General features: G+C 66.7%; 28 protein-coding genes. 12 read left to right on the top strand and 16 right to left on the bottom strand.

Going from position 1 to position 25,876, the window contains the following annotated elements; all coding sequences use genetic code 11:
* Window positions 1–15: 15 nt before the first annotated feature.
* The 4 genes from BCEP18194_RS15100 to BCEP18194_RS15115 form a co-directional block, all read right to left on the bottom strand.
* Complete coding sequence (locus tag BCEP18194_RS15100) at window positions 16–930, bottom strand: MotA/TolQ/ExbB proton channel family protein (protein ID WP_011352159.1); 915 nt, start codon at window positions 928–930, stop codon at window positions 16–18.
* A gap of 86 nt (window positions 931–1,016) precedes the next feature.
* Window positions 1,017–1,715: an energy transducer TonB gene (locus BCEP18194_RS15105; RefSeq protein WP_011352160.1), complete on the bottom strand. Its 699-nt coding sequence runs from the start codon at window positions 1,713–1,715 to the stop codon at window positions 1,017–1,019.
* Window positions 1,716–2,540: 825 nt separating this feature from the next.
* Window positions 2,541–3,026: an aminoacyl-tRNA deacylase gene (locus BCEP18194_RS15110; protein WP_011352161.1), complete on the bottom strand. Its 486-nt coding sequence runs from the start codon at window positions 3,024–3,026 to the stop codon at window positions 2,541–2,543.
* Window positions 3,027–3,150: 124 nt separating this feature from the next.
* A complete protein-coding gene (locus BCEP18194_RS15115) occupies window positions 3,151–4,128 on the bottom strand; it encodes a cysteine synthase A (RefSeq protein ID WP_011352162.1) in 978 nt (325 codons plus the stop codon).
* Between the two features lie 144 nt (window positions 4,129–4,272).
* Here BCEP18194_RS15115 and BCEP18194_RS15120 point away from each other — a divergent pair, with 144 nt between their 5' ends.
* Together BCEP18194_RS15120 and BCEP18194_RS15125 are read left to right on the top strand one after the other, a co-directional pair.
* On the top strand, window positions 4,273–4,761 hold the full coding sequence (locus tag BCEP18194_RS15120) for an adenosine-specific kinase (RefSeq protein WP_011352163.1): 489 nt from the start codon (window positions 4,273–4,275) through the stop codon (window positions 4,759–4,761).
* A gap of 224 nt (window positions 4,762–4,985) precedes the next feature.
* Window positions 4,986–5,279, top strand: coding sequence for a YciI-like protein (locus BCEP18194_RS15125; RefSeq protein WP_011352164.1), 294 nt, complete (start codon window positions 4,986–4,988; stop codon window positions 5,277–5,279).
* A 7-nt stretch (window positions 5,280–5,286) separates the two neighbouring features.
* On the opposite strand, the gene corA is transcribed toward BCEP18194_RS15125, so the two are convergent.
* Window positions 5,287–6,264, bottom strand: coding sequence for a magnesium/cobalt transporter CorA (gene corA, locus BCEP18194_RS15130; RefSeq protein ID WP_011352165.1), 978 nt, complete (start codon window positions 6,262–6,264; stop codon window positions 5,287–5,289).
* Window positions 6,265–6,443: 179 nt separating this feature from the next.
* On the opposite strand from corA, the gene cydX reads away from it, so the two are divergent.
* Window positions 6,444–6,590 (top strand): cytochrome bd-I oxidase subunit CydX, encoded by a 147-nt coding sequence (cydX, locus tag BCEP18194_RS38950; RefSeq protein ID WP_011352166.1) that lies wholly within the window; start codon window positions 6,444–6,446, stop codon window positions 6,588–6,590.
* Window positions 6,587–7,204, top strand: coding sequence for an AAA family ATPase (locus BCEP18194_RS15140; RefSeq protein ID WP_041492851.1), 618 nt, complete (start codon window positions 6,587–6,589; stop codon window positions 7,202–7,204). Before cydX ends, BCEP18194_RS15140 begins: the two co-directional genes overlap by 4 nt.
* Before the next feature lie 96 nt (window positions 7,205–7,300).
* Here BCEP18194_RS15140 and BCEP18194_RS15145 read toward each other — a convergent pair whose 3' ends face one another.
* Window positions 7,301–8,401: a saccharopine dehydrogenase family protein gene (locus BCEP18194_RS15145; protein ID WP_011352168.1), complete on the bottom strand. Its 1,101-nt coding sequence runs from the start codon at window positions 8,399–8,401 to the stop codon at window positions 7,301–7,303.
* Between the two features lie 248 nt (window positions 8,402–8,649).
* On the opposite strand from BCEP18194_RS15145, the gene BCEP18194_RS15150 reads away from it, so the two are divergent.
* From BCEP18194_RS15150 to BCEP18194_RS15165, 4 genes are all read left to right on the top strand, one after another.
* Window positions 8,650–9,432, top strand: a complete 783-nt coding sequence (locus BCEP18194_RS15150; protein WP_011352169.1) for a COG4705 family protein — start codon at window positions 8,650–8,652, stop codon at window positions 9,430–9,432.
* Between the two features lie 47 nt (window positions 9,433–9,479).
* Entirely contained in the window at window positions 9,480–9,920 is a 441-nt protein-coding gene (locus BCEP18194_RS15155) for a hypothetical protein (RefSeq protein WP_011352170.1), read from the top strand.
* A gap of 81 nt (window positions 9,921–10,001) precedes the next feature.
* The gene (locus BCEP18194_RS15160; RefSeq protein WP_011352171.1) at window positions 10,002–10,667 is read left to right on the top strand and encodes a response regulator transcription factor; all 666 of its coding nucleotides are present in this window, start codon (window positions 10,002–10,004) and stop codon (window positions 10,665–10,667) included.
* Window positions 10,643–12,067: a sensor histidine kinase gene (locus BCEP18194_RS15165; RefSeq protein WP_011352172.1), complete on the top strand. Its 1,425-nt coding sequence runs from the start codon at window positions 10,643–10,645 to the stop codon at window positions 12,065–12,067. Before BCEP18194_RS15160 ends, BCEP18194_RS15165 begins: the two co-directional genes overlap by 25 nt.
* 3 nt (window positions 12,068–12,070) lie before the next feature.
* On the opposite strand, the gene BCEP18194_RS15170 is transcribed toward BCEP18194_RS15165, so the two are convergent.
* Window positions 12,071–12,535 carry an Lrp/AsnC family transcriptional regulator gene (locus BCEP18194_RS15170; protein WP_006481526.1) on the bottom strand — a complete coding sequence of 155 codons (465 nt, stop codon included), beginning with the start codon at window positions 12,533–12,535 and terminating at the stop codon, window positions 12,071–12,073.
* Window positions 12,536–12,790: 255 nt separating this feature from the next.
* On the opposite strand from BCEP18194_RS15170, the gene BCEP18194_RS15175 reads away from it, so the two are divergent.
* On the top strand, window positions 12,791–13,336 hold the full coding sequence (locus BCEP18194_RS15175) for a Spy/CpxP family protein refolding chaperone (RefSeq protein ID WP_011352173.1): 546 nt from the start codon (window positions 12,791–12,793) through the stop codon (window positions 13,334–13,336).
* Window positions 13,337–13,473: 137 nt separating this feature from the next.
* A complete protein-coding gene (locus BCEP18194_RS15180) occupies window positions 13,474–13,905 on the top strand; it encodes a PGDYG domain-containing protein (RefSeq protein ID WP_011352174.1) in 432 nt (143 codons plus the stop codon).
* Window positions 13,906–13,938: 33 nt separating this feature from the next.
* On the opposite strand, the gene BCEP18194_RS15185 is transcribed toward BCEP18194_RS15180, so the two are convergent.
* The 8 genes from BCEP18194_RS15185 to BCEP18194_RS15220 all read right to left on the bottom strand — a co-directional run bounded on the left by BCEP18194_RS15185 (window position 13,939) and on the right by BCEP18194_RS15220 (window position 22,003).
* On the bottom strand, window positions 13,939–14,301 hold the full coding sequence (locus BCEP18194_RS15185; RefSeq protein WP_011352175.1) for a DUF3022 domain-containing protein: 363 nt from the start codon (window positions 14,299–14,301) through the stop codon (window positions 13,939–13,941).
* A 13-nt stretch (window positions 14,302–14,314) separates the two neighbouring features.
* Window positions 14,315–15,103: a YhfC family glutamic-type intramembrane protease gene (locus tag BCEP18194_RS15190; RefSeq protein ID WP_011352176.1), complete on the bottom strand. Its 789-nt coding sequence runs from the start codon at window positions 15,101–15,103 to the stop codon at window positions 14,315–14,317.
* A gap of 54 nt (window positions 15,104–15,157) precedes the next feature.
* A complete protein-coding gene (locus BCEP18194_RS15195; protein WP_011352177.1) occupies window positions 15,158–16,201 on the bottom strand; it encodes a LacI family DNA-binding transcriptional regulator in 1,044 nt (347 codons plus the stop codon).
* Window positions 16,202–16,651: 450 nt separating this feature from the next.
* Window positions 16,652–17,617, bottom strand: a complete 966-nt coding sequence (locus BCEP18194_RS15200; protein WP_011352178.1) for a bifunctional glyoxylate/hydroxypyruvate reductase B — start codon at window positions 17,615–17,617, stop codon at window positions 16,652–16,654.
* Between the two features lie 5 nt (window positions 17,618–17,622).
* Window positions 17,623–18,903 carry an MFS transporter gene (locus tag BCEP18194_RS15205; protein WP_011352179.1) on the bottom strand — a complete coding sequence of 427 codons (1,281 nt, stop codon included), beginning with the start codon at window positions 18,901–18,903 and terminating at the stop codon, window positions 17,623–17,625.
* A 260-nt stretch (window positions 18,904–19,163) separates the two neighbouring features.
* Entirely contained in the window at window positions 19,164–20,156 is a 993-nt protein-coding gene (locus BCEP18194_RS15210) for a sugar kinase (RefSeq protein ID WP_011352180.1), read from the bottom strand.
* Between the two features lie 28 nt (window positions 20,157–20,184).
* The gene (locus BCEP18194_RS15215; RefSeq protein ID WP_011352181.1) at window positions 20,185–20,949 is read right to left on the bottom strand and encodes a TIM barrel protein; all 765 of its coding nucleotides are present in this window, start codon (window positions 20,947–20,949) and stop codon (window positions 20,185–20,187) included.
* 160 nt (window positions 20,950–21,109) lie between these two features.
* Complete coding sequence (locus tag BCEP18194_RS15220; protein ID WP_011352182.1) at window positions 21,110–22,003, bottom strand: LysR family transcriptional regulator; 894 nt, start codon at window positions 22,001–22,003, stop codon at window positions 21,110–21,112.
* Window positions 22,004–22,115: 112 nt separating this feature from the next.
* Here BCEP18194_RS15220 and BCEP18194_RS15225 point away from each other — a divergent pair, with 112 nt between their 5' ends.
* Together BCEP18194_RS15225 and BCEP18194_RS15230 are read left to right on the top strand one after the other, a co-directional pair.
* Window positions 22,116–23,183 carry a YeiH family protein gene (locus BCEP18194_RS15225; protein ID WP_011352183.1) on the top strand — a complete coding sequence of 356 codons (1,068 nt, stop codon included), beginning with the start codon at window positions 22,116–22,118 and terminating at the stop codon, window positions 23,181–23,183.
* 103 nt (window positions 23,184–23,286) lie between these two features.
* On the top strand, window positions 23,287–25,020 hold the full coding sequence (locus BCEP18194_RS15230) for a ClcB-like voltage-gated chloride channel protein (protein WP_041492853.1): 1,734 nt from the start codon (window positions 23,287–23,289) through the stop codon (window positions 25,018–25,020).
* 51 nt (window positions 25,021–25,071) lie between these two features.
* Here the strand turns inward: BCEP18194_RS15230 and BCEP18194_RS15235 are convergent, their stop codons facing one another.
* Window positions 25,072–25,692 (bottom strand): TetR/AcrR family transcriptional regulator, encoded by a 621-nt coding sequence (locus BCEP18194_RS15235; protein ID WP_011352185.1) that lies wholly within the window; start codon window positions 25,690–25,692, stop codon window positions 25,072–25,074.
* Window positions 25,693–25,876 lie beyond the last annotated feature (184 nt).

Here is a 25,876-nt window from a genome sequence, read left to right on the forward strand (position 1 = left end):
GTCTCCGTCAGCCGTTCAGTTCGCGAGCGACGCGGCTGCCGGCGACGACGCCGCGCGTACCGGGCGCCGATTGCCGGCCAGCAGCACGGTATGGAGTTGCGCGCCGAAGTTGCGGACCCGCTCCATCACCGACTTGTTGCGGCGGACCAGGAAGTTGTAGCCGAGCACCGCCGGCACCGCGACGGCGAGGCCGATCGCGGTCATGATGAGCGCCTCGCCCACCGGGCCCGCGACCTTGTCGATCGACGCCTGGCCGGCGATGCCGATGGCCGTCAGCGCGTGATAGATACCCCAGACCGTGCCGAACAGCCCGACGAACGGCGCGGTGGAGCCCACCGTGGCCAGGAACGCGAGCCCGTCCTGCATCCGGTTCGACACGTTCGTGATCGAGCGCTCGACCGACACGTCGATCCACGTGTTGCGGTCCACCGCCTCCAGCAGCGCGTCTTCATGATGCTCGCCGGCCTCGATCGCCGTTTCGGCGATGAACCGGAACGGCGACGCCTCGTCGAGCAGCCTGGCGCCTTCTGCCAGCGACGGCGCGGTCCAGAGCTGCGCGTCCGCCAGCTTCGCGCGGCGATTCGCGCGCAACTGCTCCAGGAACTTCGTGATCATGATGTACCAGCTGCCCATCGACATGATCACCAGCAGGATCAGCACGAAACGGGCGACGAAATCGCCGTTCTTCCATAGCGCGCCAAGCCCGTACGGATTCTCGACTGCCTCCGTCGTGGCCGGCGCGGGCGGCGGAGCCGGCTCGGCGGCGGCCGGAACCGGGGCCGGTGCAGCCGACGGTGCCGCGGCCGGTGCCGATGTGCCGGCCGCGCCGCTTGCCTGCGCGTGGGCGAGTTGCGGTGCAACGAACCCGTCGATTGCGGCGACGGACATCAGGATGCTTGCCGCCAGCGCGGCCAGTGAACGCTTCGTCATACCCCACTCCAGTTATTTCGGTGAACTTAATACGTCAGTTCGGGATGGTTTTTCCCGGCCCGGATCGCACCGGGCCGCCCACTGCATCAATTCAGATTGAACGAGAACGGAACCTGGACCCGTACCGACTGGCCCTGCGCGACGCACTTGAATCGTTTCACGGTGTTGTAGGCCGCGCGATCGAGGATCGGGTCCGCCGACTGCGCCACGCGTTCGTTCGTGATGTTCCCTTCCGCATCCACGACGAATTCGATCGTCACGTCGCCCGTGATGTTGTTTTCCTGCGCTTCCTTCGGGTACTGGATCGACGCGCGCAACGTGTCCGAATTCGGGCAGACCACCCCCACGTCATGGCTGACGGGCTTGGCCGGCGCCGGGGGCGCCACGACCGGCGCCTGCACGGCCGGTGCGGACGGCACTGGAGCCGACTGGTGCGTGATCGTCGCCTGCGGCGGCGCCTGCACCGGTACTTCCGGCGGCGGGACGAACGGCGGTGGCGGCGGCGCGAATTTCGGCGGCGGGAGTTTGACCACGGGCATCGGCGGTGGCGGCGGTGGCTTGACCGGCTCGATGATGCGGGTTTCGATCGGGTGCTGGATCACCTGCACGACTTTCGTCGCGAGGCCGTTGAGCAGCGCGTAGATCAGCACTGCATGCAGCACCAGGACGATTCCGATGCCGCCGAACCGGCGTACCGGATTCTGTTGCTTCTTGCCGAACTCCCGCGGACGGCCCAGCGTAGCCAGTCCGCTGTTCGACGTAGCCAGATGTTCTTCGACTTTCATGCCCACCATCCATCCCCCAAGCGATTCGCCCAGTTTCGGATCGCTGCCGGCGGCAAAGCCAGGTCGGCATCGCCACCGCATCAACCCGAACATTTCATTTCAAATTCAATTAGCAATCCGAACTGAAAGAATTACATTCGAATTCCAATTCATTCTTTTTCAAGGAATCGTTCCGGCCGGCGCGGCCCGGTGTCTCTCCGGAAAACCACGCGCCTGCACGTTCAGGCAATTGTCAGCTGAGCGGGCGGCACCTTACATTTCGTATGACGATCCGCCGTTCGTTACACGGTGATGTCATTTGCGCCGTTCACTTGGGTGCAGAAGATAGCAAGGAAAAAATTTTGACGTCAAACTTTATTTGATACCCGAATACAAAGTTTGGAGGGTTTATTCAAATAATATTCCGGTAAGCACAAATCAAACTTTTATTATTAAAACGGTAATTGAATTGTATGGATATATGTGAAAACGGATATTAAGTTGTTTCAACATAAATAGGCGCATATTTCCTGCACTGCATCAAAAACAGCCGCCACGGAAGCAACCGGGACGGTGCGCCCCCTCCTCTCGTCAACGTCAGCATCGGTCGCGCAATGCGCTGTTCAACCACCTCGAGCTGGCCGAACGGCGATTCCTTGAAAGATCCAACACACCCTGGATATCCGAACGGTTAATCCGGAATGCGATTGAAAATTACGGACGATACGCCGACCAACGATCGACACGATAATTTCGCACATCGAATTAACTGTCGCCACCATACCCACTGCCGCGACACACAACCGTGTCTCACGGGCACCGGCCAGCGCCGACGCACCACGCGCGTCAGGAGTGCATGCCCTGCATCTTGTGCGAGAAATGCGCGCGTTCGGCCGTCTCCATCAGCATCAGGAATTCATCCTGCATCATGTGGATCAGCGCCTCGTGATCGCCGGCCTCGAAATAGACTTCCGGCTGCTGCGCGAGACGTTCCTCGAGAAACGTCTTCATCCCGTACGCCATGCACACCGGCGGCAACGCGCCCATGTCGCAATCCTTGAACAACTCGCGCAGCTCGACCTCCCGGGCGAGCACGAGATGGCGTCCCGTCTTCACCCAGAGATCCGACAGGCGCACGGCGTACGTGGTCGGCAATACGGCGGCGACGTAGCCTTCGTCGTCTTCGAGGAGCACGGTTTTCGCGAGGCGATCGCCGGGAATATGCGCGGCGGCGGCCGTCTCCATGCTCGTATGGCTATAGGGGTGGTACACCACTTCGTACCGCGATGACTTCTGACGCAGGCAATCCTGCAGGGTGGCTGACACAGGCATGGCACACCTCGTCTGGGCGAAACGGGCGAACGGCGTTCGCACCGGATTCGTTCAGCATAGGTCGCATTCCGGCGGATGGAAATCCTCACCGCTCCCGCACCTCGCACGCGCTCAACGCACGGGTTCAGTCCCCCGGATCCAGGCCCTTTTCGCGCAGCCATTCCCGATTGAAAAGCCGCGCGCGATAGATGTCGCCACGATCGCACAGCAAGGTCACGATCGTGTGCCCCGGGCCCATCCGGCGGGCCAACCAGACCGCTGCCGCGACGTTGATGCCGCTCGATCCGCCGACATACAGCCCTTCCTCGCGCAGCAGCCGGTAGACCATCGTCACGCACTGCTGATCGTCGATCCGCACCGCGTCGTCGATCGGCGTGCCCGCGAGGTTCATGGTGACGCGCGTCGATCCGATGCCTTCGGTGATCGAGCTGCCTTCTGCGCCGAGGTCGCCCGTTTTCACGTACCCATAGAGCCCGCTGCCGCACGGGTCGGCCAGCACGATCCGGACGTCCGGATTCTGCTCTTTCAGATAGCGGCTCACGCCGGCCAGCGTGCCGCCCGTTCCGGTCGCGCAGACGAACGCATCGATCGTGCCCGCCGTATCGCGCCAGATTTCGGGCCCGGTCGTCTCGTAGTGCGCCTGACGATTGACGACGTTGTCGAACTGATTGGCCCACACCGCGTTGTCGAGTTCGTCCGCGAGCCGCCCGGCAATCTTCTGATAGTTGTTCGGGTCACGGTAAGGCGCCGCCGGCACCGGGCGCACCTCGGCGCCGAGCGTGCGCAGGATCGCCAGCTTGTCCGGCGATTGTGTGTCAGGAATCACGATCACGCAGCGATAGCCGCGCGCCGCGCAGATATGCGCCAGACCGATGCCGGTGTTGCCCGCCGTACCCTCGACGACGGTGCCGCCCGGCTTCAGCACGCCACGCCGCTCGGCGTCGCGGATGATGTACAGTGCCGCGCGGTCCTTCACCGACCCGCCCGGATTCATGAATTCCGCCTTGCCCAGGATCTCGCAGCCCGTCTCCGCGCTGAGCTTCGTCAAGCGAATCAGCGGCGTGCGCCCGACGCAGTCGACGAAGCCTTGTCGCACGTCCATGTCAGCCTCCATTCCTTCGTGCAGCGCTCGCGCCACACACAACGAAGGATAGGCCGCCCTCGCGGCTTTCGTCGCCGGCCGCCGCGTATTAAGCTTGAAGAGCCCATTGCGGCGCACGCGCCGCATCGCGAGACGAGGTCCGCCATGCTGCAGCTGCACACTGTTGCCGTCGACAAGCCCGAGACCATGAACTTCATCCTCGGCCAGTCGCATTTCATCAAGTCCGTCGAAGACATCCACGAGGCGCTGGTCGGCACCGTGCCCGGCATCCGCTTCGGGCTCGCATTCTGCGAGGCGTCGGGCAAGCGGCTGGTGCGCCACTCCGGCACCGATGCGACGCTCGTCGAACTGGCCTGCCGCAACGCCAGCGCGATCGGCGCCGGTCACGCGTTCATCGTGTTCCTCGGCGACGGGTTCTACCCGGTCAACGTGCTCAATGCGATCAAGGCCGTGCCGGAGGTCTGCCGGATCTATTGCGCGACCGCGAACCCGACCGAGGTCATCGTCGCGGAAACCGCGCAAGGACGCGGGATCGTCGGCGTCGTCGACGGCTTCGGGCCGCTCGGTGTCGAAAATGACGACGACATCCGCTGGCGAAAGGACCTGCTGCGCACGATCGGCTACAAGGCCTAGCGACAGACTGCCCGGCCCCGGCCTGAAGACCTGGCTGCATCGAAGGTGCGATGCGGCCGAGATTTCAGGTCGAATGGCGCCTAGACCGTTAGTTGCGTTTTTGACGCAGGTACACGCCGCCATGCGTGTCGTGTCGCTGCCGTCCGCCTGCCCTATACTGCCCGCAGCAGACTGACTGACGGCGCGCTGACGCACCGGCCGCCACGATTCTTCCCGGAGCCACCATGCATTACCAGTTGACCTACGAACTCGTCGACGATTACCTGTCCCGTCGCGAACCGTTCCGCGCCCAGCACCTCGCGCTTGCGCAGGCTGCGACCGAGCGCGGCGAACTCGTGCTCGCCGGCGCACTGTCGGACCCGGCCGATCAGGCCGTGCTCGTGTTCGAAGGGGATTCGCCGGAGGCGGCCGAGTCGTTCGCGCGCGCCGATCCATACGTGCAGAACGGCCTCGTGAAATCGTGGCGCGTGCGTCCGTGGCGCGTCGTGATCGGCAAGCACGCGCCGCCCCGCGCGTGAAGCGAGACTACAGCCACCCTGCCCGCTTGAATCGCCACCACAGCGCGAAATCGGCGACGACCATCGCGGCGATGCAACCGTAGAAACCGTATTTCAGGTGCAGTTCGGGCATGTTCGCGAAGTTCATCCCGTAGATGCCGGCGATCATCGTCGGAATCGCGAACAGCGCGGCGAACGAGCCGAGCCGCTTCGTCACCTCGCTCTCGGCCAGCGAAATCATCCCGAGATTGACCTGGATCGCCGTGACCACCATCTCGCGCCGCCCTTCGATCGTCTTCACGATCCGCTGCAGATGGTCGTACACGTCGCGAAAGTACGGCTCCATCCCGCTGCAGACCTGCGGAATGCGCCCGCCGGTGAGCTTCGCAAGCGGCTCGATCAGCGGCGCCGTGTGCTGGTACAGCATCACGAGCCGGCGCTTCAGCGAATAGAGATCCTCGATGATTGCACGCGACGACGCGGGCGTGGCCTTCGCGAAAATGCGGTCCTCGAGTTCCTCGAGCTCGGTGCCGAGCGTTTCGAGGATCGGGAAATAGCGGTCGACGACCTGGTCCATCAGCGCGTAGAACACGAATGCCGAGCCTTCCTGGAGCAGATGCGGCTCGCGCTCGCAACGCTTGCGCACGTCGCGGAAATCCTGCTCGGTATGGTTGCGGATCGACAGCACGTAATTCGGTCCGACGAACACGTTCAGCTCGCCGACATTCAATTCATCGTCGTCGTCCAGCTCGACCATATGCAGCACCGCGAACAGCGAATCGCCGTACTCCTCGATCTTCGGTCGCTGATGCCCCTTGCGGGCATCCTCGAGCGCCAGTTCGTGCAGCCCGAACTCCTCGCCCATCAGGTCGAGTTCGGCAGGCGTCGGATCCTTCAGCGCGACCCACACGAAGCATTCGGGCTTCGACACGTAGTCGCTGATGGCGTCGATATCGATGTCGGCCAGCTTGCGGCCGTCCTGGTATGCAGCACAGTTGATCAGCATGTTGTCCGTGATGTTGCGGTTTGCGCATCAGTTTACCGGTTTGCTGCGCGGGCGGCCCGGCTTGCGCGGCACGGCGATATTGGTCATGATCGGGCTGCGTGCGCCGCAGCATGCGCACCCGGACACTTCGGACCACAAGCCGCACGGCCGTGCGGCCCAACCGTCAAGGAGACTGACCCATGTGGTATTTCTCGTGGATACTCGGCATCGGCGTGGCGCTCGGCTTCGGCATCATCAACGCGATGTGGCTGGAAGCGGAAGTCTTCTCGCGCGGCGACAAGCGCAACGGCGCGTCGGGCCCGCGCCCGGGAGGCAAGGCTTCGTGACGCACCTGGTGTTCTTCTGCGGTCACGCCGGCACCGGCAAAACCACGCTCGCGAAGCGGCTCATCGGGCCGCTGATGCGCGCGACCGGCGAGGCCTTCTGCCTGCTCGACAAGGACACGCTGTACGGCCGCTACAGCTCGGCCGCGATGGGCGCGCTCACCGAGGATCCGAACGATCGCGACAGCCCGCTCTACCTGAAGCACCTGCGCGATCCCGAATACCAGGGCCTGCTCGACACCGCACGTGAGAATCTCGCGCTCGGCATCGGCGCGCTCGTGGTCGGCCCGCTGTCGCGCGAAGTGCGCGATCGCCGCATTCTCGACCGTGCGTGGCTCGGCATCGCGCCCGACGTCACGCTGACGGTCGTCTGGGTCCACACGTCGGAAGACGTCGCGCACCAGCGCATCGTCGCGCGCGGCAACCCGAACGATGCCTACAAGCTCACGCACTGGGACGAATACCGGCAGCGCCGCTTCGTGCCGACCGGCCACGAATGCGACGGCATCGTGATGTTCGACAACACCGCGCCATCCGATGCCGACGTCGACACATTGCTGTACCGCATCGCGCCGCCACCGCCCGCGGCCACGATCGTCCCGCCGCTGCCGGCCTGACCGCCGCCCTTTTTTCGTTCCCCGCAAAAAACAACGCCGGAAGCGCTGCTGCGCTCCCGGCGTCGTACGGCCCTCGTGCCTGAGGCTGGCGGGTGGTCAGGCCACCGCGTGCACGCGCTCCATCGTGCCGCCTTCGTACAGCTTGCCGAAGCGGTTCGACAGGAACGCCTTCAGCGACACCTTTTCCTGCGGGATGAAACCGCTCTGCGGCAGCTTCTTCTCGCGGAACAGATCCAGCACCGCGCACATCGCGCCGGCCGTCGTGATCTGGATCGCGCTCATGTGCATCCCGCACACGTCCTTCGCGAAAATCTTGCGGGTGAACACGTCCTGCACCAGCTGGCCGTCCTTCACGCCCGTCACCGTGATGAACACGAGCACGACGTCCTGCTTCGTCGACGGCACCGCACGGCGCATGATCGACTTCAGCGTGTCACGGTCGGTCGACAGGCGCAGGTCTTCGAGCAGGAACTGCACGAGATCGCGGTGGCCCGGATAGCGCACCGACTTGTAGTCGAGCGTCTCGACCTTGCCCGACAGCGTTTCGCACAGCGTGCCCAGGCCGCCCGACGTGTTGAACGCTTCGTATTCGGTGCCGTCCAGCGAGAAGTGCTCGAGGCCTTCGAGCGGCTGCACCCATTGCTTGCGGCCGTCGCGGATCGCTTCGCACGGCTGGCAGTATTCGTTGATCAGGCCGTCGACGCTCCACGTCAGGTTGTACTTCAGCGCGTTGGTCGGATACTCGGGCAGCGCGCCGACGCGCATCTTCACGTCGCGCACTTCGCTGAAGCCGTTCACCAGTTCGTGTGCGGCGAGACCGATGAAGCCCGGTGCGAGGCCGCACTGCGGCATGAACGCACGGTCGGAGCCTTCGGCCAGTTCGCGGATCGCGTGGGTGGCGCGCACGTCTTCGGTCAGGTCGAAGTAGTGGACGCCGGCAGCCTTCGCGGCGGCGGCCACGTTGACCGCGAGGTAGTACGGCAGTGCGTTGACGAGCGCATCGAAGCCCTTCACGGCTTCGCGAATCGCGTTCGCGTCGGCCGAATCGACCCGTTGCGTCGCGATGCCTTCGCGCGACAGCTTCGCAAGCGCATCCGCATCACGGTCGAACGCGACGACTTCGTAGTCGCCCGTTTCACGCAGCATGTGAGCAATGGTGTGGCCGATCAGACCTGCGCCGACGATGGCGATTTTCATGCGCTTATCTCCTGATGATGGGTTGGTGTTGTGAACGGCGTTGAGCCATGAACACAGTTTAGGGACGCTCAAAATCAGTTCCAAGACGAAGAATGATGCGAAACGACCGATAATTTCGACGTTCCGACGACACATTTCGTCGAAACGTCGAAACGACGTTTTTTTCCCGCTGCCGGCCTCGCTATGGCTGGCCTAAGTCTCGGGTTTCAGACTGCATGCCGACCACCCGATTGCCAAGGAGGCATCGCATGCAATCCCTGCCCGCCCATCGCCCGCCGCACTGGCTGAACAAGGTGCCCGACGTCGCGCTGTCGTTCTGGATCATCAAGATCATGTCGACCACGGTCGGCGAAACCGGCGCGGACTTTCTCGCGGTCAACGCGGGGCTCGGCCAGACCGTCACGCGCGTCGCGATGGCGTCGCTGCTCGCGATCGCGCTGTGGCTGCAGTTGCGCACGCGCCGCTACGTGCCGTGGATCTACTGGCTCACGGTGGTGCTGGTCAGCATCGTCGGCACGCAGATCACCGACCTGCTCACCGACGGCCTGAACGTCAGCCTCTATGCGAGCACCGCCGCGTTTGCCGTCGGGCTCGCCGCGATCTTCTTCGTGTGGCATCGCGTCGAAGGCACGCTGTCGATCGACACGATCGTCACGCCACGGCGCGAGCTGTTCTACTGGGCCGCGATTCTCTGCACGTTCGCGCTGGGCACCGCCGCGGGCGATCTCGCCACCGAGGCGCTCGGTCTGGGCTTCACGCTCGGCGCGCTGTGCTTCGGCGGTCTGATCGCGGCCGTGTTCGCGGCGTGGCGGCTCGGTGCCAACGCGGTGCTGGCGTTCTGGATCGCTTACATCCTGACGCGCCCGTTCGGCGCGTCGCTCGGCGACCTGCTCACGCAGGCCCGCACCTATGGCGGGCTCGGCTTCGGCGCCGCCTGGACGAGCCTGCTGTTCCTCACCGTGATCGTGCTGCTCGTCGCCGTCGCGCAGTTCGGCAGCGGCCCGCGCACGCGTGCCGGTACCGCCGAATGACGCCCGTTCCTTTCCGTTCTTCCCATTCATCGAATCGAGGACTCGCCATGCGCATCCCCCATCCCGTTTCCCGTCTCGCCGTTGCGGCGGCCACGATTGCCCTGCTGAGCGCCGCCGCCGGCTGCTCGAAGCAGCAGGACGCGAACGCAGCGACGCCGGTGCCCGCCTCGGCCGCCACATCGCCCGCGACGGCCCACGCATCGAAGCTCGGCGACCTGTCGCAGTTCCGCACGATCGCCGTCGACGTGAACACGCTCGTCGCCAAGGGCGACCTGCCCGGCGCGAAAACGCGCATCAAGGATCTCGAGATCGCGTGGGATTCGGCCGAAGCCGGCCTCAAGCCGCGCGCCGCCGCCGACTGGCACATGGTCGACCAGGAGATCGACCGGGCACTCTCCGCATTGCGCGCCGATCATCCGACCCAGGCCGATTCGGCCGCCGCGATGAAGAACCTGCTCGCGGCCCTCGACCGGTTCAGCGGCAAATAACGATCGCAGCGCACCGCGGCACGTGACGCACGTGCGGGAATCGCATACGCTGGCGGCGTTTGCGCGGCACGGAGAACACGCATGCGAATACTGCTCGTCGAAGACGACCCGATGATCGGCGAGGCCGTCCATGCCGCGTTGAAGGACGCGTCGTACGCCACCGACTGGGTCACCGACGGCGTGCGCGCGTTGACCGCGTTCGCCGCGCAGCCTTACGACCTGGTCCTGCTCGACCTCGGCCTGCCCGGCCGCGACGGGCTCGACGTGCTGGCTGCCATCCGCGCGAAGGACGCCAGCGCGCCGCTGCTGATCGTCACCGCACGCGACGGGCTCGACGATCGCCTGGCCGGCCTCGACGGCGGCGCCGACGACTACATCGTGAAGCCGTTCGAGATGGCCGAGCTGCTCGCGCGGATTCGCGTCGCGATCCGGCGCCGGGCCGGTTCGGCTGCGCCGCTGCTGAGCAATGGCATCGTGTCGCTCGATCCGGCCACGCGCGAGGCCTCGGTCGACGGGCACGCACCGGTGCCGCTGTCGAATCGCGAATTCGCGCTGCTGCGCGCGCTGCTGGTGCGCCCGGGCGCAATCCTGTCGCGGCGCGAGCTCGAGGATCGCCTGTACGGCTGGGGCGAGGAAGTCGAAAGCAATGCGGTCGAATTCCTGATCCATTCGCTGCGCCGCAAGCTCGGCAGCACCGTGATCAAGAACGTCAGGGGTGCGGGATGGATGGTTTCAAGAAGCGGCTGAACGAATCGATCGGCTTCCGCCTGTCGGTCGCGCTGTCGGCCGCGATCCTGGTCGTCGCGACGGCCGCGGCCGCGTTCGCGTTTTCATCGGCATTCGACGAAGCGCACGAACTGCAGGACGACGTGCTGCGCGAGGTCGCGACGCTGCTCGACCGCGAGCACACGCCGTCGCTCCATGCCGACGGCACCGGGCCCGCGCGCGAAAGCGACGAGCTGTCGCGCGTGATCGTGCAGCCGCTCGGCGGCACACCGCAGCCAGGCAGCGACGGCACGCCGCCGCTCGCGCTGGCGCCGACGCTCGCCGACGGGCTGCATACGGTCGATACCGGCGGCAGCACGTATCGCGTGATGGTCCGGACCTTCGCGAACGGCGAGCGCATCGCGGTCGCGCAGGAAGCCGGCATGCGCGACGATGTCGCCCGCGAAAGCGCGTGGCGCACCGCATTGCCGCTGCTGATTCTCGTGCCGATCCTGCTGCTGCTCGTCGCCGATCTCGTGCGCAAGCTGTTCCGCCCGGTGGCCGTGCTGTCCGCCGGCATCGATGCGCGCGACAAGCACGACCTGCGCCCGGTGCCGGCCGAGCGCGTGCCGGTCGAGGTGCGGCCGTTCGTCGTCGCGATCAACCGGATGCTGGAGCGCGTCGCGCAGTCGGTTGCCGCGCAGCGCCGCTTCGTCGCCGACGCCGCGCACGAGTTGCGCTCGCCACTCACCGCGATGTCGCTGCAGGCCGAGCGCCTCGCCGAGGCCGACCTGCCGGACGATGCGCGCGCACGGCTCACCGCGCTGCGCGGCGGCCTCGACCGCAGCCGCCACCTGATCGGGCAGCTGCTCGCGCTCGCACGGGCGCAAAGCGCGCCGGCCGCGCCGCCCGGTAACGTGTCGGTCCATGCGGTCTATCGCCGCGTGCTGGAAGACCTGATGCCGCTCGCCGACGCGAAAGCCATCGACATCGGCATCGAAGACGGCCCGGATACCTCCGTGCCCGTCGACGAGCTCGAACTCGTATCGCTCGTGATGAACCTGGTCGACAACGCGATCCGCTACACGCCGCCGGGCGGACGCGTGGACCTGTCGACGCAACGCACGGACACGCACGCATGCGTGACGATCGCCGATACCGGCCCGGGCATCGCGCCGCACGAACGCGAGCGCGTATTCGATCCGTTCTACCGGGTGCCGGGCAATGCGCAGATCGGCTCCGGGCTCGGCCTGTCGATCGTGAAGATCGTCGCGGACCGGATCGGCGCCGGCATCACGCTCGCGTATGCGGACGAAGCGGAATCGCGCGGGTTGCGCATCTCGGTGCGGATTCCGCTGGTGCAGACGCCTGGCGCGACGCAGCCCGACAGCGCGGCCGATACGCCGGCGCAACACGCACCGCGCGACGGAGGCCATGCTTGAACGTCAGCCGCCGATTGTCCCGCGATCGATCTTGCGCGACAGGATGATCGACGTCGTCGTGCGTTCGACGCCTTCGAGCGTGCCGATCTGGTCGAGCAGGTCGTTGAGCCGTTCGGGCGAATCCGCGCGCAGCCACGCGACGTAGTCGTACTCGCCGCTCACCGCGCACAGCAGCTGCACCTCGGGCATCCGGTCGAGCTTGCGCAATACGTCCTTGCCGAACTTCGGCGTGAGGATGATGCCGACGTACGCGTAAATGCTCGCGTCGAGCACATCCTGCCCGAGCCGGACGCTGTAGCCGGCGATCACGTTGGTGCGCTCGAGCCGCGCGATGCGGGCGACGACCGTCGTGCGCGCAACGTCGAGCTGGCGCGCGAGATCCGCAACGCTGGCGCGCGCATCAGCCTGCAGCAGCGCGACGAGTTGCCGATCGAGATCGTCGAGTTGGTCGAGGCGGGGTGGACGCATGAGGCTGGGCCGGGGCACGACGCGCCGGCTGAGTGGAAGGTGACGCGATGATAGCGCCGAACGCCGGCCCGCCCAAACGCCATCGCCCGGCGCCGAGTCGAACCTTTCAATTTCGATTCGTATCGGATGTAAGCAAGTGTCGCATTCACTGCTGCGCCGCACGCAACGTGCTACTAATAGCAGGCGACGCGAGAAGCGCGCTTGCGGCAGTTGCCGCCGCGCCCGCTCGCAAGACACCACCCCGGAGAGCCAACCATGAAGAAAATCTCGCTCACCCTCGCTACGCTCGCCGTTGCAGCCAGCGCGTTCGCGCAAACCCCGGCACAGCCGCAGGCGCCCGCCCAGGCCACGACGGCCGCGGCTTCGGCCCCGAGCGCCGAGCAGCGCGAGGCGCGCCACGAAGCGCGCGTCGAGCAACGTATCAAGTACCTGCACGACCAGCTGAAGATCACGTCGGCGCAGGAACCGCAGTGGAAGACGTTTGCCGACACGATGCGCGACAACGGCGACACGATGGGCCGCCTCTATCGCGAACGGATGGCCAAGCACGATGTCTCCGCACTCGACGACATGAAGCAGTACGCGGAACTGTCGCAAGCGAACGCCGACGGCGCGAAGAAGCTCGCCGACTCATTTGCACCGCTCTACGAGAGCTTCCCGGCCGACCAGAAGGCACTGGCCGACACGACGTTCCGCAGCTGGCTGCATCACGGCGGCGAACACCGCGGCAAGGGCAAGACGAAGGGCAAGGAAGGCAAGGCAGCAGCCGCGCCGGCCGCCAGCGCACCCGCGCAGCCCTGACGCCCCCTCCGCGCCGGCGCCGTGCCGCCCGTCCGGGCCGAACGGCGCCGCGCCGCTTCAGGCGACCGGCGCGTCACACGGCGCGCCGGATTCGGGATAAGCTCCCGGCTTTTACAGCTTTCCCGCCCTCTCCCGCCATGCTCGAACTCAAGCAAATCGACCTGCGTACCGATCCGCAGGCCCGTCGCGTCGTCAAGGACGAAACCGTCACCGTTTCCTTCGCAGAGGCCGACGGCGAACTGATGAGCCTCGAAGGCCCGAACCGCTACGTCGCGGGCGACGCGCTGATCACGGGCTCGACCGGCGACCGCTGGGTCGTGTCGCGCGCGCGCTTCGACGCCAAATACCTGCCGGCCGATCCGGCACTCGCACACGGCGCACCGGGCGCCTACCGCAACCTGCCGGCCGTCGTGCTCGCCCGCCGGATGGACGAGCCGTTCACGATCGCCCGCTCGGAAAACGGCGACACGCTGCGCGGCGTCGCCGGCGACTGGGTGATGCAGTACGCGCCCGGCGACTACGGTGTCGTGCAGGCGCAGCGCTTCGCGCAGGTCTACCGCGACGCGTAACGCAGCGCGCCGGCATTGCGCCGGCGCGAACGATCAAGCAAAGTCTTCGTCGAGTTCGAGTTCCGCGTCGCGTTCGACGGCCTCGCCGGCCGCGTGACGCTCCTCGAGCGACCCGAGCATCGCTTCCGTATAGGCATGCAGCACCGCGTGGCTGCGTGCCCGTAGCATCGGCTTGAGCGCCAGGTAGCGCGCGAGCGCGGCCGGCACGATCCGGATATCGAGCGTCATCCGCTTCGGCGCCGAGCCGAAACGCATCGCCAGCCACTGCACGGACAGGAACCGCCCGCGTGCGTCGGTGTTTTCGGCGAAACGCGTCTGCTCCGGAAAGAGGTCGCAGATCACGCGTGCGAGCGCGTCGAATTCCGCGCTCTGGCATTCGATCAGATAGTCATCCATCCCGTCTCTCCCGTCAGGCTGCCGATTGCGACGGCCGGCATGCCTTCACCAGCACGACGACCAGGATCGCGGCCAGCACGAAATACACGGCCTCGACCCAGCCGGCCGGCAGCACGCGCACCTGGTACAGCAGCGCCGGTGCGGCCGCGAGCGCATGCAGCACGATCGCGAGCGGCAACACGCCCGCGCGGCCGGCACGCACGCCGCGCCAGACCAGCACCGACAGCGCGAGCTGCAGCACGAATGCCGCGCAGCGTTCGAGCAGCAACAGCAGGATCGACTGTGCCGACAGCGTCGCGAGCATCACGTGCAGCCGCACGACGGTATCGCCCGGCAGGTCGGCGAGCTGGGTCTCCAGCTGGCCGCGGCTCGCGAGCCACGCGAGATACGACCACTGGCCCCACACGAGGACGCCGACGAACCATGCTTCGGCGCCACCGTGACCGATCCCGTAGCCGATTCCGCGGCCGTCGCCGGCCGACGGGCCATAGCGGCGGTTCAGGAAACGCATCCCGAGATAGCGGCCGACTTCCTCGAATACGGCGGTTGCGAGCGCGCTGTACGCGACGAACGCGAGCGGCTGCGTGAGCCAGCCATCCGGCGGCGTCTGGCTCAGCACGAGCCCGTGGAACGCGCGTTCGAGGATCATCGCAAACAGCGTGAAGACGGCCACGCCGACGATCGTGTCGCGGCGGTTCAGCGCCAGCGGCTTGCGCAGGAGACGGAAGAGGACGAGCGGCAGGAGCGCGATGATCAGCGTGGCGGCGATCAGCACCGCCAGCGTGATGGGGGCGACAGTCATGTATTTCCTTGTTCGGGGCAGCGCACCTGACGCGCTGCGTGCCCCGAATGATACTCAGCTTGCGGTCGACGCGCGCGCAACCAGCTCGCCCGGCAACAGCGAGACGCGTACGTCGCCCGCTGCGCCGTCGATCCGCTCGTGCACGAATTCGACGGCCTTGTAGCCGATTTCGTAGGTCGGCTGGCGGATCGTCGTGATCCCGATCAGCTCGGCCCATTCCGGATCGTCGATCGACAGCAGTGCCGCCCTCTGCTGCCAGGCGGTGCCGAAACGCGCGCGCAGGTGGCGCGCGATCGCGAGTGCGACCGGCGCGTTCGCGGCGAACAGCGCCGCGCGCACGCCGCGCCGTGCCGCGTCGTCGATGCGGGCATCGATGTCGGCCAGCGCCGCCGTGACCCCGTCGGGCTCGTTCAGGTCGAGCACGACCGTCGACGGCACCGTCAGCCCGCGCGCCGCCAGTGCCACGCGGAACGCGGCTTCGCGCAGGCGCCGCGAGCTGACGCGCTCGAACGGCTGCACGACGAAATGGATCGCGTCGAAACCGTGTTCGACCAGGTGTGCGACGGCCGTCTCGATCGCGTCGGCGTTGTCGAGACCGATCAGGTCGGCCTCGAAGCCTTCGACCGTCCGGTCGACGAGCACGGCCGGGATGCCGGCCCCGCGCAACGGGCGCAGCACGTCCTCATCGGCGCCGAGCGCGTTGACGATCAGCCCTTCGACGCGGTAGGTCGTGAGCAGCTGCAGGAAGCGGCGCTCCATCTCGACTTCGTTTGCCGCGTGACAGATCAGCGGCATGTAGCCGAGCGCATGGCATGCGGCCTCGACGCCCTGCAGCACTTCGACGGTATAGGGATTGGTCAGGTCGGCCGCGAGCATGCCGAGCAAGCGGTTGCGGCCGCGCTTGAGCCCGCGCGCCATCTGGTTCGGCCGGTAGTTGAGCCGTGCGATTGCCGCTTCGATACGCTGGCGCAGATCGGTGGACAGCACGTGCGTCTCGCCGTTCAGGTAGCGCGATACGCTGGTTTTGCCCGTGCCGGCTTCGCGCGCGACATCGCTGATCGTCGCCGGACGCGTCGTGGTTGGTTGCGAATCGGTCACTGTCGTGCCTCGCGACGTACGATCCGCGCCGCTTTGTGAGCAGACGGACCTTTGTTGTTGGAAACGTAAGCCACCCGGTGGAATCTCCTGTCGGTCAGCGTTAGCGCTTCAGCGCTTACGCTGACCCCATGCTTCGCGGTCGACCCTCGTTAGCGCTTTAGCGCTTACGTGGGTCCCATGCTTCGCGGTCGGTCAGCGTTGGCGCTTGAGCTTACGCCGATCCCCTGCTTCGCTGCTGATCGGCGCCGGCGCGTCGGCACCCGCCCCGGTTACCTGCAAAAGCAGTCGGCCGCACCGGACTGGCGCGGATACCCGTCGCAGGACGCCACCGGCAGCGTTGCCAGGCGCGTCGACGCGACGCGCGGGGATCATAACGCAGCCAGCCCTCCGGCACCAAGATCATCGCCTCTAACAGCGCCGGCGTCACCCCGGCCGGACGAATATGGCGGATCAGACCTGCGCGAGCGCATCCGGGTTGACGAGATTCGTGCGCAGCGTGCCGGCCAGCGCGCCGACCAGGTTTTCCGCAGCGCAGCGCGCCATCGCATGGCGCGTCTCGTGCGTCGCCGAGCCGATGTGCGGCAGCGCGACGACATTCTTCATCTGCAGCAGCGGCGAATCCGCCGCCAGCGGCTCCTTCTCGAACACGTCGAGCCCCGCGCCGCGGATCGTGCCCGCGCGCAGCGCATCGATCAGCGCGGCTTCGTCGACCACCGGCCCGCGCGATGCGTTGATCAGGATCGCGCCGCGCTTCATCTTCGCGAATTCGGCCGCACCGATCAGGTGGTGCGTTTCCGGCGACAGCGGCACCTGCAGGCACACGAAATCCGATTGCGCGAGCAGTTCGTCGAGCGTGACGCGCCGCGCGCCGTACTGCGTCTCGGCTTCCGCATGCGCGGAGCGGTTCGCGTACAGCACCTGCATCCGGAAGCCGAGCGCCGCACGGCGCGCGACCGCGCCGCCGATCCGCCCGAGCCCGACGATGCCGAGCGTCTTGCCTTGCACGTCGGTACCGTACAGGTCCGGGCCGATGCTGTGATGCCAGTTACCGGCCTTCACCCACTCGGCCAGCTCGACCACGCGTCGCGCGGACGCGAGGATCAGCGAGAACACCGTATCGGCGGTCGACTCGGTCAGCACGTCCGGCGTATGGGCGAGCACGATCCCGCGCCGCGTGAGGTCCGCGACGTCGAAGTTGTCGTAGCCGACCGAGATCGTCGACCACGCCTTCAGCCGCGGGGCGCGGTCGAGCATCTGCGGCGTGACCTTCAGGCTCGCGCCGATCGCGCCGTCCGCGTCGCCGAGCGCGTCGGCGAGGGCTGCGGTGCCGTCGGCCTGCACGACGTCCGCATGCTCGCGCAGGTACGCGAGGACGTCATCGGGCAGCGGCTTGTACGCGACGATACGGGGCTTCATCGGATTCATTTTCCTTGCAGCGGCGTCGCGAGCGGATGCGTATCGCGCGCCTGGGGTTTGACGGACAGCGTGAGGATCACCGCGGCGACGAGTGCGGCGCTCATGAATGCATACGACGCGACGGGCGAGCCGGTCGCACCGTTCAGGTAGCCGACGAAGTACGAGCCGACGAACGAGCCGAGCGCGCCCATGCTGTTGATCAGTGCCATCGCACCGCCGGCGACGTTCTTCGGCAGCAGTTCCGACACGATCGCGAAGAACGGGCCGTACGGCGCGTACATCGCGGCGCCAGCCACGACCAGCAGCGCATACGAGATCCAGAAGTGCGACGAGCCGAGTGCGTACGATGCGGCGAACGCAGCCGCACCGATCAGCAGGAACGGCCACACGAAACCGCGCCGCGAACCGACCTTGTCGGACGCCCACGACGCGACAATCATCGCGATCGTCGCCGCGAGATACGGCAGCGCGGACAGCCAGCCGGTCGCGACCATCCCGAGGTCGGAGCCGTTCTTGACGATCGACGGCAGCCACAGCACGAAGCCGTACACGCCGATGCTCCAGCAGAAATACTGTGCGCACAGCTTGATCACGGCCGGCGAGCGGAACGCTTCGCCATAGTTGCGCACGGGCTTGATCGTTGCCTGCTCGGCCGCGAGCGCGGCGTCGAGGTCACGCTTTTCCTGCGCATTGAGCCACGGCGAATCGGCCGGCTTGTCCTGCACGAGGAACCACCAGCACACGGCCCAGAGCACGGCCGGCACGCCTTCGGCGATGAACATGTGGCGCCAGCCGAATTCGTGCACCAGATAGCCCGACACGATCGACATCCACAAAACGGTGACCGGGTTGCCGAGGATCAGGAACGTGTTCGCGCGCGAGCGCTCGTTCTTCGTGAACCAGTTGCTGATGTAGATCAGCATCGCCGGCATCACGGCCGCCTCGACGACGCCGAGCACGAAGCGGATCGCCATCAGCGACGGGATGTTGCTGACCACGCCCGTGAGCGCCGCGCAGGCGCCCCACAGGATGAGGCTGACGAACACGAGCTTCTTCACGCTGCGGCGTTCCGCATAGATCGCGCCGGGAATCTGGAAGAAGAAGTAGCCGAGGAAGAACAGCGCGCCGATCAGCGACGACAGGCCCTTGCTGATCCCGAGGTCCTGGTTGATGCCGGCCGCGGCCGCGAACCCGTAGTTCGCGCGGTCGAGGTAGGCGAGGCTGTACGTGATGAAGACGATCGGCATGATCGTCCACCAGCGGCGGGCAGCGAGAGTATTGGCCATCAGAATGTCTCCGTGTCGACCAGAGTTAGCGCTTTAGCGCTTACTCTGGTCCCATGCTTCGCGGTCGATCCAGGTTAGTGCTTTAGCGCTTACCTGGATCCCATGCTTCGCGGTCGATCCAGGTCAGTGTTTTAGCACTCACCTGAACCCCATGCTCCACAATCGACCTGAACAAACGCGTCAGCGCCCGTCCCGGTCCCGTACCTTGCCGTGCGCAAGCACGACGAAATGAGTCCGCGGATTGTGCCGTGTCCGGCCTCTCATTGCGCGGTGAAGGTTTCCTCTAAGCGATCGGCGCGATTGCTGACGTTTTCGCATCGATCGAGCGCGGCGCGGGTCGGCAGCCCTTCCGAGTCACCGATCACCTGGATCGCGAGCGCGCCGATCCGGTTGCCGCGCGCCACCGCCTGCTCGATCGTCTTGCCCTCCAGCAGCGCGCTGACCACGCCGACCGCGAAGCCGTCGCCGGCGCCGACCGTGTCGACGACGTTCTGCACGCGCTCGCCCGTCACCGTTCCGTCATGGCCGTCGGCCGTCCGGTAGTACGCGCCTTCCGCACCGAGCTTGATCACGACACCACGCGCGCCCTGCGCAAGATAGAAGCCCGCGATGTCAGCCGGTGTGTCGTGCCCGGTCAGTTGCCGCCCTTCGGCGATGCCCGGCAGCACCCAGTCCGCGAGCGACGCGATTGCGTTCAGCGTCTTCGCCATCACGTCGGCGGACGGCCACAGCGTCGGGCGCAGGTTCGGGTCGAACGAGATCGTCTTGCCGGCCGCGCGCATTTCGCGTGCGAGCTTGAACGCAAGCTCGCACGACGTGGCGGAGATCGCCGGCGCGACGCCCGTCAGGTGCAAGTGACGCGCGCCGAGCACATAGTCGGCCACATAGTCGTCGCACGACAGGTGGCTCGCGGCCGAGCCCTTGCGGAAATATTCGACGGTCGGGTCGCTGCCGTCGTCGTTGCGCGACTTGAGCTGGAAGCCGGTCGGGTAACGCGGATCGACGGTCACGCACGATGCGTCGATGCCTTCGCGCGCCAGCGTGTCGAGCACGTAACCGCCGAACGAATCGCGGCCGACGCGGCTCATCCAGCCGACCCGGAAGCCGAGCCGCGACAGACCGATCGCCACGTTCAGGTCGGCGCCCGCGATCCGCTTTGCGAATTGCGTCGCGTGCGCGAGATGGCCGGGTTCGGTTGCGACGAACATCGCCATCGCTTCGCCGTAGGTCACGACATCGAGTGCTGCTTTCATGAATGAACTCTCCAGGATCCTTCCGCCGTCACGCGGTGGCGAGCCACGCGACGCGCCGGCACGCATCGCCCGCCAGGTCGGCCGCGTCGAACGGGAACTCGATGCCGCGCGGCGCCTGCTGCGGCAGCACCGCGAGCACGCCGGTCACGAGCGGGTCGTTCGGCGCCGGCGCAGCGGCGAAACGGCGCGCACCCTCGCCCGCGACTGCCTTGCAATGAATGTATTCCACATGCGGCGCAAGGACTTGCGCGCAATCAAGCGGCGCTTCGCCCGGCCACTGCCAGTTGCCGATGTCGAAGGTCATCCCGAGTGCATCGGGCATGCCCGCCGCGGCCAGCGCCTCGAACAGTCCACGGAATTGCGCGAGCGCGCCGCCGACCGGAAGCTGGCCGTTCTCGACCACCACGCGGGCCCGGGCGCCGCGCGACAGCGCGACGATGTCGGCCGCGTGCGCGTCGCCGGCAAAACCCCCGAGCTGGAATTTCACGAAGCGCGCGCCGAGCGCGTCGGCTTCGGCGAGCGCGCTGCGCAATGCGTCCGCATCGAGTGCCCCGGTGTCCGTGTACAGGTTGGCCGGCGTTGAAAAAACCGACCACAGCCCGTGGCTGGCCAGTTGCGCGCCGAGCGCGGCCAGCGCGCCAGGCGCGGCTTCCGCTTCCGACGCGAACAGTTCGCGCCGCACCTCGAAACCGGTCGCACCGGATGCCGCCGCGGTCGCGATGAATGCGCTGTGGCCCTCCTGACGCACGCGGTCCATCCCGAATGCGCTCGCCACGATCACGATGTCTGTCATTTTGCCCTTTTTCACCGGAATGGAACCGGTTCCATTTGCTTGAGACGGATGGTGCGCTTCGCGTCAGACCCACGCCATAGAGGAAATCCCTAAGACGGGGCATGCCGCACATGCGCATCCGACGGCTCGCATCGCGCGTTCCCGCGCCGGGTTCGGCCGCTCAGGCGATGTCGTGCGCGAGGCTCATTTCGAGGAATTGGGCGGCAACCCGCGACGGCGCACCGCCGTGCGGCACGAGGATGGAGAAATGACGCGTGAGCGGCGCGGGCGCGAGCGAGCGCAGGACGAGCGCGGCATCGTCGTGACGCAGCGACATCGCGGACACGAACCCGACGCCCATCCCGGCGCGCACGGCTTCCTTGACGGCCTCGACGCCCGCGATCTCGAACGCGACGCGCATCGGCGCCGCGCCTTGCGCGAACGCGCGCTCGACGAGTTGCCTGACGGCGGAGCCCGCCTCGCGCAGCACGAGTGGATGGGCCGCCAGCGCATCGAGCGTGACCCCCGACGCGTATTCCGGCGCGGCCAGCGGATGGCCGGTCGGCACGATCGCCACGATCTCGTCCTCGCGCCACGCATGCACCGCCGTGCCCGGCGGCAGTGCCTCGCCGGGCGGCCCTTCGATCATCGCGATATCGAGCGACGGCAGCGCCGCAACCACGTCGGCCGTGTTGCCGCTCATCGTGTGGATCGCCACGCGCGGCGCGCTGGGCTGAAACGCCGCAATCAGGTACGGCAGCAGATAGCTCGCGGGCGTCGTGCTCGCGCCGATGCGCAGCGTGCCGGCCTCGAGGCCGCGTACCGCGTCGCGAAACGCGCGCGCCTGCGCAAAGGTATCGCGTTGCGCCTTCGCGTACTGCGCGAGCTGTTCGCCGACCGGGGTCAGGCGGATGCCGCGGCCTTCGCGCTGGTACAGCGGCTCGCCGAATTCGTCCTGCAGCAGCCGCAACTGGCCCGACACGGCCGGCTGCGACAGATGCAGCGCCACGGCGGCGTGGCTGATGTTCAGGTGCTCGGCAACGGCGGCGAACGTTATCAGTTGATCCGGGGTCATGGGGATAAATTATCGGCTTTCCGGATAGTTTACGTCACAAATCACAATTTTTCATATCGATATAACGAAATTAGGATTACACCATCGCAACACGCTCCATCACGGTGCTTCCATGTCCACTGCTCCGACTCCCCATCTCAGCCCCGCCGCGCCGTCGATGCGCGGCCAGTTGAACGGCGTGCTGTTTGTCGCGCTGTTCGCCGCCGCCGTCACGAGCCTGTCCCAGCTTCCCGCGATCGCGGGGCTCGGCCTGTCGCCGCTGATCGTCGGCATCGTCGCCGGTGCGCTGTACGGCAATGCGCTGCGCGACGGCATGCCGGCCAGCTGGGCGGCCGGCGTCAACTTCTCCGCCCGCAAGCTGCTGCGCATCGCGGTCGCGTTCTTCGGGTTGCGCGTCAGCCTGCAGGAAATCGCGCAGGTCGGCCTGCCGGGCCTGACGGTGTCGGTACTGGTCGTGGTCAGCACGCTCGTGATCGGTACCTGGGCCGGCATGAAGATCATGAAGCTCGACCGCGATTCGGCCCTGCTGACCGCCGCCGGCAGCGCGATCTGCGGCGCGGCCGCCGTGCTCGCGTTCGAATCGACGCTGCAGTCGAAGCCGCACCAGAGCGCAATGGCAGTCGGTAGCGTCGTGCTGTTCGGCACGCTGTCGATGTTCCTGTACCCGATCGCGTATCACGCCGGGCTGCTGAACCTCGATCCTGCCGGCCTCGGCCTGTTCTTCGGCGGCACGATCCACGAGGTCGCGCAGGTGGTCGGCGCGGCGAGCGACATCAGCCCGCAGGTCGCGCACATCGCGACGATCGTCAAGATGACCCGCGTGATGCTGCTGGTGCCGGTGCTGCTGGTGCTCGGCTGGTGGCTGGCCCGCTCGGCACGTGCGACCGCCGGCGGCGCGCAAGGCAAGCGCAAGGTGGCCGTGCCCTGGTTCGCACTCGGTTTCCTCGGCTTCGTGATCGTCAATTCGCTGAACGTGCTGCCCACCGACGTCACCCACACGCTGAACGTGCTCGACACCTTCGCGCTGACGATGGCCATGACCGCACTCGGCATCGAAACCCGCGTCGCGCAGATCCGTGCAGCCGGCCCCCGTGCGCTGATGACCGGCCTGATCCTGTACGTGTGGCTGATCGCCGGCGGTTACGGGATCACCTGGGCCGTGCAGCACTGGCTTGGCTGAGTTGCCCGCCCGTGACACTTCGCGCGCCGCGCCCGACGGGATGGTCCCGCGGGCGCGGCGCAGTGCTATGCTTCGCGTCGTTTTCCATCGCCCTCTTTCAGCCGTGCTCTCGTTCCTGCTGAAGCTGCGCACTCGCGCGCAAACGCTGTTCCGCCTGTCGGACGCCCATACGATGCTGATCTGGTCGGCCATCGTCGGCGTCGGCGGCGCCTTTGCGACGATGGCGTTCCGCGAAGGCATCGACCTGATGCAGCACCTGATCTCCGGGCAAAGCGGCAGCTTCGTGCAGATGGCCAAGCGCCTGCCCTGGTACGTGCGGTTCTGGATGCCGGCCGCGGGCGGCTTCCTCGCCGGCTGCGTGCTGCTGCTCGCGACGCGCGGCGACAAGAAGTCCGGAAAGACCGACTACATGGAATCGGTCGCGCTCGGCAACGGCGTCGTGCCGGTTCGCCAGAGCCTGTGGCGCAGCGTGTCGTCGCTGCTGACGATCGGCAGCGGCGGCTCGATCGGGCGCGAAGGCCCGATGGTGCAGCTCGCGGCGCTCGCCGCATCGCTCGTCGGCCGCTTCGCGCACTTCGACCCGCCGCGCCTGCGCCTGCTGGTCGCCTGCGGGGCCGCCGCCGGCATCACGTCCGCGTACAACGCGCCGATCGCCGGCGCCTTCTTCGTGTCGGAGATCGTGCTCGGCGGCATCGCCATGGAAAGTCTCGGGCCGATGATCGTCTCGTCGGTCGTCGCGAACATCGTGATGCGCGAATTTGCCGGCTACCGGCCGCCGTACGAGATGCCGGTGTTTCCGGCCGTCACCGGCCCCGAAGTGCTGCTGTTCGTCGTGCTCGGCGCGCTGTGCGGCGTGCTCGCGCCGCAATTCCTGCACCTGCTCGACGCATCGAAGAACAAATTCAAGCGGCTGCCCTTGCCGCTGCCCGTGCGGCTCGCGCTCGGCGGCCTCGTCGTCGGCGTGATCTCGGTATGGGTGCCGGACGTGTGGGGCAACGGCTACAGCGTGGTGAACCACATCCTCCACTCGCCGTGGACCTGGCAGGCACTCGTCGCGGTGCTCGTGTTCAAGGTGATCGCGACCTCCGCCACCGTCGGCTCCGGCGCAATCGGCGGGGTGTTCACGCCGACGCTGTTCGTCGGCGCGGTGTTCGGCTCGCTGTTCGGGCTCGCGATGCAAGCCGTGTGGCCCGGCCATACGTCGCCGTACTTCGCGTACGCGATCGTCGGGATGGGCGCGTTCCTGACGGGCGCCACGCAGGCGCCGCTGATGGCGATCCTGATGATCTTCGAGATGACGCTCAGCTACCAGGTCGTGCTGCCGCTGCTGGCGTCCTGCGTATTCGCGTACTTCGTCGCGCGCGCGACCGGCACGACGTCGATGTACGAGATCACGCTGCACCACCACCAGGATGCCGAGGAACGCAGCCGGATCCGCACCACGCAGATGCGCGAGCTGATCCAGCCCGCGCAGACGGTCGTGCCGCTCACCGCGAGCGTCGCCGACATGACGCGCGTGTTTCTCGAATATCCGGTGAAGTACCTGTACGTGACCGACGACGCCGGGCGCTTTCGCGGCGCAGTCGCGCTGAAGGACATCACGTCGGACCTGCTCGACAAGCGCGACACGACCGACAAGACGGCTGCGCACTACGCGCACACGCCGTTTCCGCTCCTCACGCCCGACATGCCGCTCGCCACCGCGCTCGAACGCTTCATGGCGTTCCAGGGCGAACGCCTGCCGGTGATCGAAAGCGAAGCCGAGCCGACGCTCGCGGGGGTCGTCTACAAGACGTCGCTGCTCGATGCGTACCGGCGGATGACCGGCGAACGCTGACCGCACGCCTCGCCGCCCGCCGCGCGAGCGCGGCTCGAGGCCAACGCCCGCTCAGTCGGGGGCGCGCCCTAGCACCACGCGCGCGAAGAATCCCGCGAGCACCGACTCGGCCACCTCGGCCGACACGTGCTGCGGATCCGCCGAGTAATACGACTGCACGCCATCACACAGGCACATCAGCCCGAATGCCAGCGTCTCCGCCGGCAGCAGCAGCGGCGTGCCCGCGCGCTCGGAGAAGCGCCGGATGAACTCGGCCATCTGCAGGCGCTTGCCGTGCAGGAACTGGTTGAAGCGCACGCGGAATTTCGCGTCGCGCGCGGCCTGCAGCTTCGCCTCGCCCCACAGCAACGAATATTCGTCGTCCTGAAACAGCGTCCGGTAATACGCGAGCGCCATCGACTCCATCTGCTCGCGCGATCCGCCCCCGTCGAAGATCGCCTGGAAGTCGGCCTGCACCTCCGCATGGTCGCGCTCCAGCAACTCCAGCAGCAGATCGGACTTGCTGCGGAAATTCGAATAGAACGCGCCGCGCGTATAGCCGGCCGCCGCCGCGATGTCCTCGACGCTCGCGGCCACATAGCCTTTCTTCAGAAAAATACGGTGCGCGGCAATCAGCAGACGTTCGCGCGTCTGGTCCCTGCTCTGCTCGCGAGTTAAGCGCTGAGGTTTCATGGCGCGCAGTCTAGCACTATTTACCTTTCGGATTCATCTTTGCATTCAGATACAGGTGTGTATTAGAATTCGCCACAGTTTCTGAAAGATGGTGTCCGCGCGCCGTTGCCGGCGCCGCTCGGGGCAAGCGCCGGCCGCGCTTGCCGGCTTCGTTCCGCTCTCGCTCTCACTTCATCTGGGGGTT

It is taken from the genome of Burkholderia lata (assembly GCF_000012945.1).
Taxonomy (GTDB): domain Bacteria; phylum Pseudomonadota; class Gammaproteobacteria; order Burkholderiales; family Burkholderiaceae; genus Burkholderia; species Burkholderia lata.

Coding starts and splice junctions, on each gene's coding strand:
- BCEP18194_RS15100 (WP_011352159.1), bottom strand. CDS start 930: ATGACGAAGCGTTCACTGGCCGCGCTGGCGGCAAGCATCCTGATGTCC.
- BCEP18194_RS15105 (WP_011352160.1), bottom strand. CDS start 1,715: ATGAAAGTCGAAGAACATCTGGCTACGTCGAACAGCGGACTGGCTACG.
- BCEP18194_RS15110 (WP_011352161.1), bottom strand. CDS start 3,026: ATGCCTGTGTCAGCCACCCTGCAGGATTGCCTGCGTCAGAAGTCATCG.
- BCEP18194_RS15115 (WP_011352162.1), bottom strand. CDS start 4,128: ATGGACGTGCGACAAGGCTTCGTCGACTGCGTCGGGCGCACGCCGCTG.
- BCEP18194_RS15120 (WP_011352163.1), top strand. CDS start 4,273: ATGCTGCAGCTGCACACTGTTGCCGTCGACAAGCCCGAGACCATGAAC.
- BCEP18194_RS15125 (WP_011352164.1), top strand. CDS start 4,986: ATGCATTACCAGTTGACCTACGAACTCGTCGACGATTACCTGTCCCGT.
- corA (WP_011352165.1), bottom strand. CDS start 6,264: ATGCTGATCAACTGTGCTGCATACCAGGACGGCCGCAAGCTGGCCGAC.
- cydX (WP_011352166.1), top strand. CDS start 6,444: ATGTGGTATTTCTCGTGGATACTCGGCATCGGCGTGGCGCTCGGCTTC.
- BCEP18194_RS15145 (WP_011352168.1), bottom strand. CDS start 8,401: ATGAAAATCGCCATCGTCGGCGCAGGTCTGATCGGCCACACCATTGCT.
- BCEP18194_RS15150 (WP_011352169.1), top strand. CDS start 8,650: ATGCAATCCCTGCCCGCCCATCGCCCGCCGCACTGGCTGAACAAGGTG.
- BCEP18194_RS15155 (WP_011352170.1), top strand. CDS start 9,480: ATGCGCATCCCCCATCCCGTTTCCCGTCTCGCCGTTGCGGCGGCCACG.
- BCEP18194_RS15160 (WP_011352171.1), top strand. CDS start 10,002: ATGCGAATACTGCTCGTCGAAGACGACCCGATGATCGGCGAGGCCGTC.
- BCEP18194_RS15165 (WP_011352172.1), top strand. CDS start 10,643: ATGGATGGTTTCAAGAAGCGGCTGAACGAATCGATCGGCTTCCGCCTG.
- BCEP18194_RS15170 (WP_006481526.1), bottom strand. CDS start 12,535: ATGCGTCCACCCCGCCTCGACCAACTCGACGATCTCGATCGGCAACTC.
- BCEP18194_RS15175 (WP_011352173.1), top strand. CDS start 12,791: ATGAAGAAAATCTCGCTCACCCTCGCTACGCTCGCCGTTGCAGCCAGC.
- BCEP18194_RS15180 (WP_011352174.1), top strand. CDS start 13,474: ATGCTCGAACTCAAGCAAATCGACCTGCGTACCGATCCGCAGGCCCGT.
- BCEP18194_RS15185 (WP_011352175.1), bottom strand. CDS start 14,301: ATGGATGACTATCTGATCGAATGCCAGAGCGCGGAATTCGACGCGCTC.
- BCEP18194_RS15190 (WP_011352176.1), bottom strand. CDS start 15,103: ATGACTGTCGCCCCCATCACGCTGGCGGTGCTGATCGCCGCCACGCTG.
- BCEP18194_RS15200 (WP_011352178.1), bottom strand. CDS start 17,617: ATGAAGCCCCGTATCGTCGCGTACAAGCCGCTGCCCGATGACGTCCTC.
- BCEP18194_RS15205 (WP_011352179.1), bottom strand. CDS start 18,903: ATGGCCAATACTCTCGCTGCCCGCCGCTGGTGGACGATCATGCCGATC.
- BCEP18194_RS15210 (WP_011352180.1), bottom strand. CDS start 20,156: ATGAAAGCAGCACTCGATGTCGTGACCTACGGCGAAGCGATGGCGATG.
- BCEP18194_RS15215 (WP_011352181.1), bottom strand. CDS start 20,949: ATGACAGACATCGTGATCGTGGCGAGCGCATTCGGGATGGACCGCGTG.
- BCEP18194_RS15220 (WP_011352182.1), bottom strand. CDS start 22,003: ATGACCCCGGATCAACTGATAACGTTCGCCGCCGTTGCCGAGCACCTG.
- BCEP18194_RS15225 (WP_011352183.1), top strand. CDS start 22,116: ATGTCCACTGCTCCGACTCCCCATCTCAGCCCCGCCGCGCCGTCGATG.
- BCEP18194_RS15235 (WP_011352185.1), bottom strand. CDS start 25,692: ATGAAACCTCAGCGCTTAACTCGCGAGCAGAGCAGGGACCAGACGCGC.